The 13,459-nt window shown below is 68.9% G+C and carries 12 protein-coding genes; 9 read left to right on the top strand and 3 right to left on the bottom strand.

The window, feature by feature from the left end:
• Window positions 1–139: 139 nt before the first annotated feature.
• Both PT931_RS06525 and PT931_RS06530 read right to left on the bottom strand, forming a co-directional pair.
• Entirely contained in the window at window positions 140–628 is a 489-nt protein-coding gene (locus tag PT931_RS06525) for a dCMP deaminase (RefSeq protein ID WP_456244780.1), read from the bottom strand.
• A complete protein-coding gene (locus tag PT931_RS06530) occupies window positions 625–2,121 on the bottom strand; it encodes a helix-turn-helix domain-containing protein (RefSeq protein ID WP_456244858.1) in 1,497 nt (498 codons plus the stop codon). The genes PT931_RS06525 and PT931_RS06530 overlap by 4 nt, the downstream gene beginning before the upstream one ends.
• An 18-nt stretch (window positions 2,122–2,139) precedes the next feature.
• On the opposite strand from PT931_RS06530, the gene PT931_RS06535 reads away from it, so the two are divergent.
• The 7 genes from PT931_RS06535 to PT931_RS06565 all read left to right on the top strand — a co-directional run bounded on the left by PT931_RS06535 (window position 2,140) and on the right by PT931_RS06565 (window position 10,174).
• Window positions 2,140–2,283: a hypothetical protein gene (locus PT931_RS06535; protein WP_456244862.1), complete on the top strand. Its 144-nt coding sequence runs from the start codon at window positions 2,140–2,142 to the stop codon at window positions 2,281–2,283.
• Window positions 2,284–2,472: 189 nt separating this feature from the next.
• Window positions 2,473–2,607: an FxLD family lanthipeptide gene (gene fxlA, locus PT931_RS06540; RefSeq protein WP_456244781.1), complete on the top strand. Its 135-nt coding sequence runs from the start codon at window positions 2,473–2,475 to the stop codon at window positions 2,605–2,607.
• Window positions 2,608–2,686: 79 nt separating this feature from the next.
• The gene (locus PT931_RS06545; protein WP_456244782.1) at window positions 2,687–5,764 is read left to right on the top strand and encodes a lantibiotic dehydratase; all 3,078 of its coding nucleotides are present in this window, start codon (window positions 2,687–2,689) and stop codon (window positions 5,762–5,764) included.
• The gene (locus tag PT931_RS06550) at window positions 5,761–7,032 is read left to right on the top strand and encodes a lanthionine synthetase C family protein (RefSeq protein ID WP_456244783.1); all 1,272 of its coding nucleotides are present in this window, start codon (window positions 5,761–5,763) and stop codon (window positions 7,030–7,032) included. Before PT931_RS06545 ends, PT931_RS06550 begins: the two co-directional genes overlap by 4 nt.
• Before the next feature lie 16 nt (window positions 7,033–7,048).
• Window positions 7,049–9,103 (top strand): methyltransferase, FxLD system, encoded by a 2,055-nt coding sequence (fxlM, locus tag PT931_RS06555; RefSeq protein WP_456244784.1) that lies wholly within the window; start codon window positions 7,049–7,051, stop codon window positions 9,101–9,103.
• 140 nt (window positions 9,104–9,243) lie between these two features.
• Window positions 9,244–9,738, top strand: coding sequence for an SAM-dependent methyltransferase (locus PT931_RS06560; protein WP_456244785.1), 495 nt, complete (start codon window positions 9,244–9,246; stop codon window positions 9,736–9,738).
• A gap of 34 nt (window positions 9,739–9,772) precedes the next feature.
• Window positions 9,773–10,174, top strand: coding sequence for a GNAT family N-acetyltransferase (locus PT931_RS06565; RefSeq protein WP_456244786.1), 402 nt, complete (start codon window positions 9,773–9,775; stop codon window positions 10,172–10,174).
• A gap of 52 nt (window positions 10,175–10,226) precedes the next feature.
• On the opposite strand, the gene PT931_RS06570 is transcribed toward PT931_RS06565, so the two are convergent.
• Window positions 10,227–10,391 (bottom strand): hypothetical protein, encoded by a 165-nt coding sequence (locus PT931_RS06570; protein ID WP_456244787.1) that lies wholly within the window; start codon window positions 10,389–10,391, stop codon window positions 10,227–10,229.
• A 593-nt stretch (window positions 10,392–10,984) separates the two neighbouring features.
• Between PT931_RS06570 and PT931_RS06575 the strand changes: the two genes are divergently transcribed.
• Window positions 10,985–11,743 carry a DnaB-like helicase C-terminal domain-containing protein gene (locus tag PT931_RS06575; protein ID WP_456244859.1) on the top strand — a complete coding sequence of 253 codons (759 nt, stop codon included), beginning with the start codon at window positions 10,985–10,987 and terminating at the stop codon, window positions 11,741–11,743.
• Between the two features lie 179 nt (window positions 11,744–11,922).
• Complete coding sequence (locus PT931_RS06580; RefSeq protein WP_456244788.1) at window positions 11,923–13,374, top strand: hypothetical protein; 1,452 nt, start codon at window positions 11,923–11,925, stop codon at window positions 13,372–13,374.
• Window positions 13,375–13,459: the final 85 nt, after the last annotated feature.

A 13,459-nucleotide genomic window follows, 5' to 3' on the forward strand; every position in this document is an offset into this window, starting at 1 on the left:
CCTCGCCCAGTCCACAGCAGAGCACGCGGTACACGCGTACCTGCCTACGTGGCAGTCGCTAGGCTGTGGCCACCAGCTCAGTAGGAACGACCGAAACGGCGGCCCGGCCTGGTTGGGCGCGAGCCGCCGTGCGTCGGGCCTAGCTGATCGGAAGGTGTGCGTTGGCGGCCTTGGCTGCGGAGGCGAGTTCGGGCATCTGGATGACCGTGACGCCGGCCGCTTCCAGGGTCTCGACGCCCACGCAGTCGGCGACGAAGTAGTCGGGCTCGGTCCAGGCGATGACGACGACCTTGATTCCGGCACGGAGAATGAGCGCCGTGCAGCTACCCAGGGTGCCGGACATGCGCCCGGATTTACGCTCGGTGCACGGCTCCAGGGTCGAGTAGATCGTCGCGGTCGCCAGCCGGGGGTCCTCGGCGTCCAGCTTCTCGAGCGCGGATTCCTCGGCGTGGAACCGGCCGACCTCTCGCGAGAAGCCGCGTGACAGCTCCTTGCCGTCGGAGCCCACGATGATCGCTCCGACGGAGTACGCCTTCTCGTCGGGCGGGCACTTGTCCGCCTCGCGGATCGCCTCGCCCATCCAGTACAGATGAGCGAGGTAGTCGGGGTGGTCTTCGGTGAGGATCATCGGTACTCCGTGGGCTGTGCGAGAGCGGTCATGGCGTCGAGGAAGTCACGGACCAGGTTGTTAGTTTGCCAGGGTGCCAGTGCGTACTGGAGTTCGGTCAGTTCGGTCAGCGCGCGCCGGGATCCGGTGTCGACCCCGATGATCAAGGCTTGCATGCCGAGCGTAGCGGCGCGTTCGGCCTCGCTGTCACCAGCGCAGGCGCGGGCCTCGCGGGCCAGGTAGACGCCTTGGTCTCTGCGGTAGTCCGGGGTCAGTTGCCGCAGCGCGGCGTCGAAGGCCACGGTGGCGAACTGGAAGTCGCCGAGTAGCGTGCGGCTCTGGGCACGGTTGATTTTGATGTAGGTGGGGTTGAAGTACGCCCCGAAGGGACTGTCGTCGGGCTCAGCCTCGGCGAGCAGGCTCTGCGCTCGGTCGTAGTAGCGCTCGGACTCGTCGGCCTGCCCCAGGATCGCGTACCCGTGCCCGGCGTAGGTCGCAGCGATGGCGGCCATCCGGGACCGTGGTGGGGCCGTTCGCATAGCGGCTTCGGCGAGTTCGACGGCCTCGGTGCCGTCGTGCATGTCGCCGGAGAGCTGAGCCTTGCGCGCCAGGATGAAAGCCGTCGCGTCGGGGTTGCCCGTCATGTGGGTCCACTCCAGGGCTCGGTCGAGCCAGTACTGCGCCGCTGAGTGTTCGCCGGTGTCCTGGAGGAACCACCCGAGTAGATCGGCGTACTCGGCCAGAATGCTGAACCAGTCCCGCAATGCGCTGGTACCAAACGACTTGCGGGTGTCCTGAATGCGGTTGATCTCCTCCAGCGTCAAACCGATCAGATGACGGGGACCGAACCTGTTGTCGCTCTCCGCGAGGAACAGCCGGTTCGTCTTGTAGTGCTGCAGCGGCATCAGGATCTCGCCGTGGCGGTTCTTCTTCAGTGGCGGATCGTCGGTCGGGTGCGCTTGCACGTGGACGAACCTTCCCCCCGCAACGCGTGCCGGAACCACCATCAGGAACGGTTCCAAGAGTGCATGGCGCACCTTCTGAACGGCGATGGCGTCGCCCGGATTGGATACATCGTCAGCGGGATTGGATACATCCCCGTCGTGTCCCACATCGACCAGAGCGAACGCTCGAATCAGCGCCCCACCCGCGTCGAGCGCCTGGTCACAGCGGGCGGCGACATCGGCGGTGATCAGGCGCGAGGCGTCTTCGAGCTTGGCGACCTGGCCAGCACTGAGGTGAACCACGCGCGCCACGCCTGCCTGCGACCAGCCGCGGTGCAGCCTCCATTGCCGCAGCTCGGAGCCCCAGAAATGCCGAGGTCCAAGGTGTGGAGTCAACTCCTTAGGCCGCTGTCCCACACCACCTCCCATGTGCCCATGTATCCGACTTGATTGGCGACATGTCGAGTCTGCCCTGTGGGTCAAATCACCGCCACTCTGAGTTGCACACGAACAAGTCGACCCATGGACCAGCGGGGTCCGTGTCAGGGACCGGTTGGGACTCATCCACATCACCGGGAAGGAAGCGAGATGTCGAGAAATCTCTCTGTCGAGGCACAGCGCCGCTGGCGGCTGGTTTTCGTTGCGATGTTCCTCGCCACTCTGGTGGTGTGCGGTGCCGGGACGGTGTACCTGGCGATCAAGGGCCGGGCGCACGCAAACATGCCACGGTGAGCAACCACGCCGCCTGGCTCGATGCCAACCATCACCAGATGACGAACCCCGGGGACCTGCGCTGCGCGGCCATCCGTCCGAAGCACTGGATGCCGACTCCATGGATTCGCCGTGAGGTATGCGACCGAGCGGGTAGCTGCGGGGGCTACCCGCCCATCCCCAGACGTCCCCATACCCGGGAGGAAACAGATGAACGACCTGCTCACCACCGATGGCAACCCGTTCGAGCTCAACGTCGAGATCGTTGTGGCGGGGCCGCCGGCCGCCGCGCTGCTGTCGAGCACCGACGACGGCTGCGACACCGTGCAGGGCGGCGACTGCTAGCCCCTGGAACGCCCGGTTCCGGCGGACGACTCCGCCGGAACCTCCATCGACCACACCCACAATCGAGAGGAGTGGAACCGTGACGGTTAAGGCAGGGGCGTATCGGCACGCCGACGCAGCGGTGCTGCGCGCCGTCGCGTCCCCGGACCTGCGAATGGTCGCGGCTTGGCCAGACGTGGATGGTCCCAAGCAGATCGCGACCTGGTTGGTACGGACCTGGAGTCAGGCCGATGTGGCGAACGCGGTGCGGCTGGCCAGCCCGGCGCTCGCTAACCGCCTCGACTCCGTTTCGTCTGGGACAACACCGGAGGCAGGGCAAGTCCGCCGGATGGCCCTGGCCCTGGCCAGGTACGTGCTTCGGATGCAGCACAGGCCCACTCCGTTCGGGTTGTTCGCGGGGGTGAGCCCAACCGGCTTCGGGCAGCTGTCGATTGGCGTCAGCGGTGGGCATGCGACACGGACCAGAGCGGACGGGGCGTGGCTGGCCGCAGTTGTCGCTCGTTTGGAAGCCGACCAGGTCCTTCGCGAGCGGTTGCTGGTACAGGCCAACAACCTAATAGCCGTGAGGGGTACCCGGCTCGTCGTGCTTCACCAGCCGCATGTGACCTCGTCGTCCGGCACGGAGGTGTTGGAGTCGTCCATCGACAACACGCCAGTCGTCCGGCTGGCAGTCAGGTTCGCGGCGATGCCACTGCCGGGCGGTGAGCTGGCTGTGAAGATTGCATCTCACTTCCCTGATTCGCCATTCAAATCCGTGCAGCGGCTGGTCGCGGAGCTGGTCGCCAGGGGCGTGCTGATCACGAACTTGAGGCCTCCTTCTACCATCGTCGATCCGTTTGGCCATGTCCTGGACCAACTAGCCGTCGCCCAAGCGACGAATATTGAGTCGTTGGCCGAATTGGTCGGTGAGTTGCACTCGATTCGTGCAGACCTTCAGGCCGTGGATAGGACCGGCCCACCTGAGAGTTGGGCGGGGCATCAGGTCGCTGGCCGGATGCGCGCGGTGGCCCCGGCCGTGCAGCCTCTCGCGGTGGACCTGCGCCTAGGGCTGGATGTGGTGCTGCCCGAGGACGTGGCGGCCGAGGTGGAAGCCGCAGTCGACGTGCTGCGTCGGCTGTCGCCGCACCCTGCGGGCCGACCTGAATGGCGGACCTATCGCAACCGCTTCACCAACCGGTACGGAGCGGGCGTCCTGGTCCCGCTCACCCAACTCCTCGACCAGGTGACCGGGCTTGGTTACCCCGACCACTTCCACAACCTGCCCGATGCGACTCACGGTGCTGATGTGCGCTCGGGTCGGGAAGGAAAATTGTTCGCATTGGCGCAGCAGGCGCTGCTGGACGGTGTCCGTGAGGTGATCCTGGACGACCACGCCGTGACCGCCCTCGCAGGAGCCGCACCGGATGAGATTCGAGCCAGTCCGCATGTCGACGTGCGTGCGCAGATTCGCGCGGCCTCGCCCCAGGCGCTGGCCGCTGGTCGGTTCACGCTTGCGGTGCTCGGGATGGGCCGGTCGGGGATGGCCACCACCGGCCGTTTTCTGGATGTTCTGCCCGTCGGCGACCGCGAGCGGATGGCAGCCGAATTCAGTCGACTGCCCGTCGTAATCGCCGGCGCGCTCGCGGTGCAGTTGAGCTATCCGCCACGTAAAGCCCGAACGGAGAACGTGCTACGGACCCCTCCTGTGCTCCCAGAAATTGTGTGTCTAGCCGAGCACCGCGCCCCCGACCCGGGCATCATCGGGCTGGACGACTTGGCGGTGACTGTCGACCAGGGTCGACTGCTGCTGGTTTCGGTTTCGCGCCGCCGGGTAATCGAACCCATGCTGGGGCACGCCGGGGCCACGCACACCATGCCGTTGGTAGCACGATTCCTGCTTGAGGTGCCCCGGTCCGGTGCGACAGGGATGACGCCGTTCGACTGGGGCGCGGCCTCCACCCTTCCGTTTCTGCCGGCGCTGCGCTTCGGCCGCACGGTGCTGTCTGCGGCCCGGTGGCGGGTCGACCCCGCCCGCCTGCCCGGTCCGTACGCTTCTACCGCAGAGTGGTCCACGGCGTGGACCGTGCTGCACGATCGGCTACGCCTGCCTGCCCGGGTCTTTGTCGGCACGGGCGGGCAGCGACTCCGCCTGAACCTGAACGCGGCTATGGACCGAGCAGTCCTACGCTCGCACTTCGACGCGGCAACCGATCCGGTCACCCTCGTGGACGCCGGCACCAACGCTGATCACGGCTGGCTCGGACGCGCCCATGAACTCGTCGTACCGCTGATCTCCACAGCCACTCCCAGCCCCGCGCCTGCCGTACTTCAGGGGACCAGGCCGTGGCCTCCGCGCCCCGCTGACCCGGTGCTACCCGGATCGGGGGTGCTGTCGGCGTCCCTGACCTGCGACGCGAAGGTCATGGACCTGATCCTGGCCAGAGGCCTGCCTGTCCTCCTCGCCCTGTGGGATCAGCGACCGGCATGCTGGTTCGTTCGGCTGCGCCATCCAGTGTCTTGCCTGCGAATCAGGTTCCCCACCATGGACTACGGCCAAGCCGCTGCCAGGGTCGGGCAATGGGCAGCGGAACTGCGCGAGCACGGCCTGATCGGGAACTTGACTCTCGACACCTACCATCCTGAAGCGGGCCGGTACGGCACTGGCAACGCGCTAGCCTCCGCCGAGGCCCTGTTCGCCGCAGACTCCGCCGCCGTTCTCGCCCAGCTCGCTGCCCTCGCCGCCGCCCCGGGCTTGCACCGGCAGGCGCTGATGGCCGCGAGCATGGTCAGCCTCACCGGAGCGATGCTCAGCAGCAGCACCGCCGGTTACGAATGGCTGGTCGAGCACCCCGAGCTGACTGGCCCCGCTCCCGTCGAACGCGACGTGCTCCGCCAGGCAGCCCAGCTCGACTCAACCACGCTGACCGCGCTGCCCAACGGTGCGTTGCTGGTTGACGCCTGGGAGCAGCGTCGCCGGGCGGCTGGCCGGTACGCGGCCGCACTCACGGCCAACGGCTCCGGGCTGACCCCTGCCTCGGTGCTGGTGTCCCTGCTGCACCTGCACCACGTGCGCGCCGAAGGCCCGAATCCCTCAGCCGAGGCCGCCACGCACCGGCTGGCCCGCTCCATCGCCCTCGCCGCTATCCGCCGCCGCACCCCGACCGGAGGAACACCGTGACGACCGCGTCACCATTGCTGACCAACTCCCCGCCGATGCACGCGGCGCAGGCCATGTCCGAATGCATCAGCGGCGCCCTCGCGATCCCGCCACCACCCACCTGGCGGCCGGATGACTACGGGCCGGCCAGCCAACGCTGGAACGACCAATCCCTGTCCCGGGGCGCGGCTGGGGTGGCGATTCTGCACGGCGTCCGCGCGCAGACCGGGCACGGCGACTGGGAGCCGGTGAAGACCTGGCTGGCACGGGCCACCGCCCAAGACCTCAACGGCGGCGACCTGGCGGGCCTGTGGGCAGGGGTTCCCGCAGTAGCCCACGCGATCGGCGTGGCCGCTCCCGGTGCGCTGATGAAGACCAGGGCGGTCCTGGACGAGGCGGTTGTGAGGATCACTGAGCGTCGTCTCGCCTCCGCGCACGCCCGTTTGGCGGCCCGAGCCCGACCGCGATTCCGGGAGTTCGACGTGGTGCACGGACTGACCGGCCTCGGCGCGCACCTGCTGCAACGCAATCCTGACGGCGAACTTGTCCGCCGCGTACTCGCGTATCTGGTCCTTCTCACCGAGCCCGTTGACGCCGACGACGCGCAGGGCCGGCTGGCGCCTGGCTGGTGGACTGCAGAGTCACCTACCCGCCACCCCGACACCTTCGGCGGGCACGCCGACTTCGGCATGGCTCACGGAATCGGCGGGCCATTGTCCCTGCTCGCCCTCTCATACCGAGCAGGAATCACCGTTGATGGTCAGGTCGAGGCGATCGGACAGATCTGCTCGTGGCTGGACACGTGGCGCCAACCCGGCGTGACTGGACCCTGGTGGCCGGAACGGCTCACGTGGCCGGAACTGCGTGCCGGCCGCCCGGACGCGACTGGACCGGCGAGGCCTTCCTGGTGCTACGGCACCCCTGGTTTAGCCCGCGCCCAGCAACTCGCCGGCATCGCACTGCACGATCCGGGCCGTCAGCAGGCGGCCGAGGACGCCCTGACCCGTTGCCTGGCTGACCAGGTCCAGCTCGACAGGATCATCGACCCGGCACTGTGCCACGGCTGGGCCGGCCTGGCTGCAACGGTCTGGTACGCAGCAGCCGACGCCCGCTCGACCGGACTGGCAGCCCACCTGCCCCGAGTTCTGTGCGAACTCGTCCGCCACGCTACCGACTCCACCCCCACCCGTTCCGGATTGATCGAGGGCAGGGCCGGAGTCGCCCTTGTCCTGCACACCTTCGCCACCGGCACCACAGCTCCCTGGGCGACCAGCCTCCTACTCAACTAGCTGAGGAGAAGTCACCGTGTACCCCGAACCCGCTACCGCATGGCGGCAGGTCAACCTCCGGTTCGCTGACTGGCGCGCCGCCGAACGCCACGCCGCCTGCGATCTCGGGCCGGTGCTCATGGAGGCTGAGGAGACCGGACTCATCATGACCTGGTGGTTCATCCGCAAAGGCGACACGTGGCGGCTGCGGATACTGCCCGGTGACGACCCCACCCGTCTCAACGCGCTACTGGCCCGGATCGCCTGCCACGAAAATGTCCTCGGTCACAGCATGCCGATCTACGAACCCGAGGTCCATGCCTTCGGCGGCCCCGAGGGCATGTCGATCACACACAACCTCGCCCATGCCGACAGCCGGCACATCCTGCGACACCTCGCGGTCGGAGGCGATGACCGCCGCGAACTCGGCCTGCTGCTGGCCAGCCGGATGATGACCGCCGCCGGACTCGACTGGTACGAACGCGGCGCGGTATGGCACAACGTCGCCGTCCACCGCGCCAACCCGGACGCGTCCCCGCCGCCGCCCACCCCGGGGCTGATCTCTGCCGTGCGGCGGCTCATCACCGCCTTGGCCGACGCCCCCGGCAGTCCGCTGCGCACAACACCGGACTGGCCAGCGGCTTACGAACGGGCCGGCCAGTGGACCGGATACCTGGCCCACCATGGCGAGCTGACCCGGGGCCTGCGCGCGGTCCTCACCCACCACGTGCTGTTCGCGTTCAACCGCCTCGGCATCGCCGCCGACCACCAACACCTCCTGGCGTCCGCCGCCAGCACCGTCGCGTTCCATACCGACCACGACACCGGCCCCGACACACGCGAGGGCCGGCCGACCGACAGTAGGGTGACCATGGTGACCGCCGACCACACCGACACGAAACCATCCGACGCCGCCGTACTGCGCAATGCGCTGGCGGACACCATCAAAGGGCGCGGGACGTTTCGCACCGCTGCCGTGGAGGAGGCGTTCAGGACCGTACCGAGGGAAGAGTTCCTCCCCGGAGTTGACCTTGAGATCGTCTACGGGCCCCGGCAGGTCGTCATCAAATCCGACCCGGCCACAGGCTCGGCCGATTCGTCGCTGTCAGACCCCAACCTGGTCGCCGGCATGGACGAAGACCTCGAAATCCAGCCCGGCGACAATGTCTTGGAGGTCGGCACCGCCACGGGATTCCAGGCCGCCGTCGCCCAGGCGCTCACCGGCCCCACGGGCAGGGTCATCACGATTGAGTATGACGCTGAACTGGCAGACGGAGCGCGTACGAACCTGGCTAGTGCCGGCTATCCGCAGGTCACGGTCGTTACCGGCGACGGCGCCCTCGGCCACGCCGAAGCCGCTCCCTACCAGCGCATGATCATCACTGCCGGGGCGTGGGACATCAGCGAAGCCTGGTGGGACCAGCTCGCCGCAGGAGGCCGCATCGTCGTTCCGCTACGACTACATGGCAGCGGACTCACCCGAAGCCTGGCATTCGATCGCACAGGCCCTGACCAGCTCGTGAGCACCAGCGCACGGGTCTGCGGTTTCGTGCCCATGCGCGGCTCCGGCCGTCACGACGACGACCACATCCGCCTCGACACCGACGTGGTCCTCAAAGTCGACGCAGACGACCAGCCCGACCGCGCGGCCCTCTCCCGCGTCCTGCAACACCCACGCCGGGAGACCTGGACCGGCCTCACAGTCCACGACAACGACCCGATCGGCCATCTCGACCTGTGGCTGTTCCACCACACGCAGAAACCATTCGCCCGCCTGGGAGTCGGCAAGGCCGCCAAGGACAGCGGACTGGTCACACCGGCCTACCGCTGGGCCGGGGCCGGGCTCTACGACGCCGGTACCGTCGCCTACCTGGCGTTCCGCCCGGCAGGTGACGGCAACCAGGACCTCGGCGTGATCTCCCACGGCCCCGACGCTCACAAACTCGGAGCCGAACTGACCGACCTCCTGCACAGCTGGACCGAACTGGGCCGCCCCAACGAACCGACCATAACCGCGCGCCGAACCGGCACCGGTCCCACACCTCCAGGAGCGATCACCCGACCGTGCACGACCCTGACGATCGAGATCTGAAGCCGGCAAACGGGGGCGCGCCACTGGCCGAAGGTCACCATCGAAATCCATTCACCCCTTTCGTACCTGAGGCACCCACGACGTGCCCGACGGAGAGCGCACCGCCGACCATCTGACCCGTGAACGAGAGGAACCCTGCGATGCCTGAGTCCTTCCCCGTCGAGGTGATCGGCCACGTCATCGGCGGACGCACCGAACCCACCGACGACAACTGGGGCGGCAGCCGCTGCGTCATCCGCATCGACCCCGACACCTTCCCCACCGACGCCACCCAGGGCCTGGAGGACTTCTCCCACCTCGAAGTCGTCTGGCACTTCCACCTCCAGGACCTCGACAACCTGTTCCTCGGCGCCCGCAGCGCCCGCGACAACCCCGCCTGGCCCAAAGCCGGCAGCCTCGCCCACCGCAACATGAAACGCGTCAACCGCATCGGCGTCTCCCGCTGCCGCCTCCTGAAAGTCGACGGACTCGACCTGCACGTCGAAGACCTCGACGCCGTCCACGGCAGCCCCGTACTCGACATCAAACCCTGGTTCCCCGAGTTCGGCCCCCGCGGCCCCATCCACCAAGCCAACTGGTCGCGAGAGATGCTCAGCGAGTACTTCTCGCCTTCGGCGATCAGCGAGCGGCCCTGATCGTCCTGTCGATCATGACGGCTACCGTGGTGGAATGCCGGTCGAGCTGATGTCACGCTTCCCTGTCGAGGACGAGGCGCTCAGTGCGCTGCACGCGCGGGCCTTCGGCGGTGACAGCCAGGCGACCCCGTGGCGCGAGCGCCTCGACCGGCACGCGCTGAGCTGGGTGGGCGCCTTCGACGCCGGCCGCCTGGTGGGGTTCGTCCAGTTGTGCTGGGACGGCGGCGCCCACGCGTTCCTGCTGGACACCGCCGTGGATCCGTCATGGCAGCACCAGGGCATCGGCCAGCGGCTCGTCGCGGCAGCGGTGGCCGACGCCCGGGAGGCCGGCTGCCAATGGCTGCACGTCGACTTCGAGCCTGACCTGGAGGAGTTCTACCTGGACAGGTGCGGCTTCCGTCCGACCCGAGCCGGCCTCCTGGCCCTCGACGCCTAGGTTCGCGACAGTCGCCCGGGGCCGGTCCGCCACCCCGACCCCCGGCCCACGCTTAACCCTTCTCCTGACCGGTGGCGAACAGCACCATGCTGATCCCGAGCAGTACGGCGCCAGCGAAGGTCGTGCCGCCCAGTTTCGCCAGTTCCAACACGTCGAGGTTCTTCACCCAGCCTGCGAGGGTCACAAGCCCCGCCAGCAACATGGATCCCTGCGTCACGTGCAACAGCCATGCCGTTCGTGTTCTCACTGTCAGCCTCCTGTCGAGGGTTCCGAGCGCATACGTCGACGATGGCCCGCCGGAAAGGCCGATGAACGGCTGAACACTCATACTGTTCAACGGACGAACACCGCTGTACGAAACAGAACGCCACCGAGACGGAAGGCCACATGCCTCCCCTGAAGCGAAGCGACACCCCGCCCGGCCCGATCACGGATCTGTTCGACCGACTGCATGAGCTGCATCTGGACGCCGGCGAGCCGAGTACCCGTCGGATCGCCAAGTTGACGGACGGCATCGTCGCCTTCTCGACGGTCTACTCGATCTTCCGCGGGCCGAAGGTGCCGGGGTGGGGCCTGTTGGAACTCGTCGTAGACGCGCTCGGCGGCGACGAGGACGAGTTCCGGCGGCTGTGGAAGGCCGCGATCCAGGCAGAGCGTCAGGCCCAGGGGCACGAGACGCACAGCGTCGCCGATCTGGGGAAGCTGACGAGCCGGACCCACGAGGAAGCAGGCGGGCGGGTTAGCGGTGGGGCCACGTCGGGCCTGCTGCTGAGCGACACGCTGGAGTTGGCTCTCGATACCATCGCGACGATGGGCGACACCCCTATCGCTGTGCCGACGGGTTTCGTCGACCTGGACCGGTTGTTGGGCGGGCTGCAACCCGGCACGATCACCGCGATCACGGGCGAGCCTTCGGCCGGCAAACTGACCCTGGCGATGGACCTGTTGCGATCGGCGGCGATCCGCCATGGTCTGCCGGCCATCCTGTACACGGCAAGCCTGACCCAGGTCGACGCGACGTTCAGGATCCTGTCCGCCGAGGCGCGGGTGCCGCTCCATGCCATCCGCTCGGGTCAGTTGTCCGAGGACGACTGGACTAAGCTCTCCCGGCGGATCGGTGCGGTGTCAGAGGCGCCCCTGCTGATCGATGACGCCGCGCTGCTCACGGTCGAGGAGATCTGCGCCCAGGCCGCCGCCGTGGACGCGGAGTTGGACCTGCGCCTGATCGTGGTCGACACCCTCCTGCCGCAGCAGCGGGCCGAGGCCCGCCGGTCGCTGGCCGACCTGAGGGCGTTGGCACGACGGTTGCACTGCCCGGTCGTGGTTGTCGGCCCCTTGGACTCGTTGCCGGCGCCGGGTACCGCGCCGGGAGCCGCCCAAGTCGATTCGGTCGTTTTCGAGTGTGCGGACGTCGTGATCGTGCTGCACAGGGAGGACCTGCACGACGTCGAGACGGCACGGGCCGGCGAGGCCGACCTGGTGGTGGTCAAGCACCGAAACGGGCCCCGGGACACGATCACCGTGGCCGCGCAACTGCACCTGTGCCGCTTCGTGGACATCGCGTACTGACCCACTGGCTGCCGACCGGCGATCACGGCTCGTGAGCGTCCCAGCCTGCCGGGCCCAGCGGAGTATCCAGAGTTATTCAGTCGGCAACCCGGTCCCGTTGACCGGCGGACCCGCGTGCCGCAGGGTCGGTGCGAGAGACGGATCCGGGGTCCGTCCGGCCGCCGGGGAGGCACTCGCGCATGTCCGACAGCCGCATCTTCCACCAGCTGACCAGCTACTCCCCCGAGCGCCCCTGGTACCAGCCGATCGACGACCCCCGGGTCACCGGCGGCTTCGTGACCAGCGATCCGGCGTTGCGGCCGGCGGCGTTCAAGGAGTACGACGACGAGCTGCCCACTGTGGAGCTTCCCGTCGCGCTGCCCCGGCCCGGGGGCTCGGCGGCGGCGGTGCTGTCCGGCGGCTCCGGGCCGGCCCGGCTCCCGGATCTCGGGCACCTCGCCCGGTTGTTGTTCCGTTCGACGGGCGTCGTGCGCTACCGCGACACCCCCGAGGGCCCGGTGCGCTACCGGGCTGCCGGTTCGGCGGGCAACCGCCACCCCCTCGAGGTGTACGTCGTCACCGCCGGCCTGCCCGGCCTCCCCGGCGGGGTCTGGCACCACGATCCGCTGGGGCACCGCCTGCGCCGGGTGGGTCCCGCGCCCGGCGACGGGCCCACCTTCCTTGTCCTCACGGGTGTGCCGTGGCGGTCCGCGTGGCGGTACGCCGAGCGGTCCTGGCGGCACCTGTGGTGGGACAGCGGCACGGTGTTGTCGCATCTGCTCGCGCTCGCCGCGGACGCGGGCATTCCCGCGCGGGTGCGGCTGCGGTTTCCCGATCAGCTGGTCGGGGAGCTGGTGGGCGCCGCCCCGGAGCAGGAGTACCCCCTGGTGCTGCTCGTGCTGGGCGCGGGTGAGCCGGCGTTGCGTCCGGTGCGTCCGGCGGTGTCGGGACGGTTGCCCGCCGCGCCGGCGGAGTTTCCCCTGATCGGGGCGACGCACAAGGCGACGGAGGAAGCGTCGGGCGGGTGGCTCGCGAGTCCGGCGGAGGTCGCTCCCGGGCCGCCGTGGGCCTCGTGGGACTCCCTGGACGAGGTCATCGCGCGGCGTGGCTCCGCCCGACGGTTCGACCCCGGTGCGACGCTGCCGGCCTCGCAGCTGCGCTGGGCGATGGCGGTGGCGACCCGGCCGGTGCCGTGGGACGCCGGCCCGAGCCTGCTGACCCATCATGTGGTCGCCCACGCGGTCGAGCCCGTCGACCCGGGCGTGTACCGCTGGTTCGGCGACCTGCTGCCCGGCACGGACGGCGACCAGCGCGAGGCCGCGCACCGGTTCTGCCTGGGCTCGGACCTGGCCCGCGACGCCGCGTACCTGGTGGTGCACTGTGCGGACCTCGCCGCGACGGTGGACCGGCTGGGTGAGCGCGGCTACCGGGCCGCGAACGTGGAGGCCGGCATCGTGAAGGGGCGGCTGCACCTGGCCGCGCACACACTGGGCCACGGGGCGTCCGGCATGGTCTTCAACGACGAGCTCGTGCCGGCCTTCCTGCGCGCGGACACCACGGGCCTGCTGGCGACCGTCGCGGGTGTCCCCACCCACAAGGCCGCCCCGGGCGGTACTCCCCTGGATCCGACCAGGCTGCGTCCGCGGCGGTAGAACGTCCCCGACGGCCCGAACCGGTGCCGCGGGGACCTCCGGGATCCGGCCCCGTGGCCCGCGGTCACCGGGCCGCGTCGCGCGG

The organism is Longispora urticae (assembly GCF_053902585.1).

What these genes read in the sequence shown, in the direction of transcription:
- PT931_RS06525 (WP_456244780.1), bottom strand. Translation starts at nt 628, where the DNA reads ATGATCCTCACCGAAGACCACCCCGACTACCTCGCTCATCTGTACTGG.
- PT931_RS06530 (WP_456244858.1), bottom strand. Translation starts at nt 2,121, where the DNA reads ATGTGGATGAGTCCCAACCGGTCCCTGACACGGACCCCGCTGGTCCAT.
- PT931_RS06535 (WP_456244862.1), top strand. Translation starts at nt 2,140, where the DNA reads ATGTCGAGAAATCTCTCTGTCGAGGCACAGCGCCGCTGGCGGCTGGTT.
- fxlA (WP_456244781.1), top strand. Translation starts at nt 2,473, where the DNA reads ATGAACGACCTGCTCACCACCGATGGCAACCCGTTCGAGCTCAACGTC.
- PT931_RS06560 (WP_456244785.1), top strand. Translation starts at nt 9,244, where the DNA reads ATGCCTGAGTCCTTCCCCGTCGAGGTGATCGGCCACGTCATCGGCGGA.
- PT931_RS06565 (WP_456244786.1), top strand. Translation starts at nt 9,773, where the DNA reads ATGCCGGTCGAGCTGATGTCACGCTTCCCTGTCGAGGACGAGGCGCTC.
- PT931_RS06575 (WP_456244859.1), top strand. Translation starts at nt 10,985, where the DNA reads ATGGGCGACACCCCTATCGCTGTGCCGACGGGTTTCGTCGACCTGGAC.
- PT931_RS06580 (WP_456244788.1), top strand. Translation starts at nt 11,923, where the DNA reads ATGTCCGACAGCCGCATCTTCCACCAGCTGACCAGCTACTCCCCCGAG.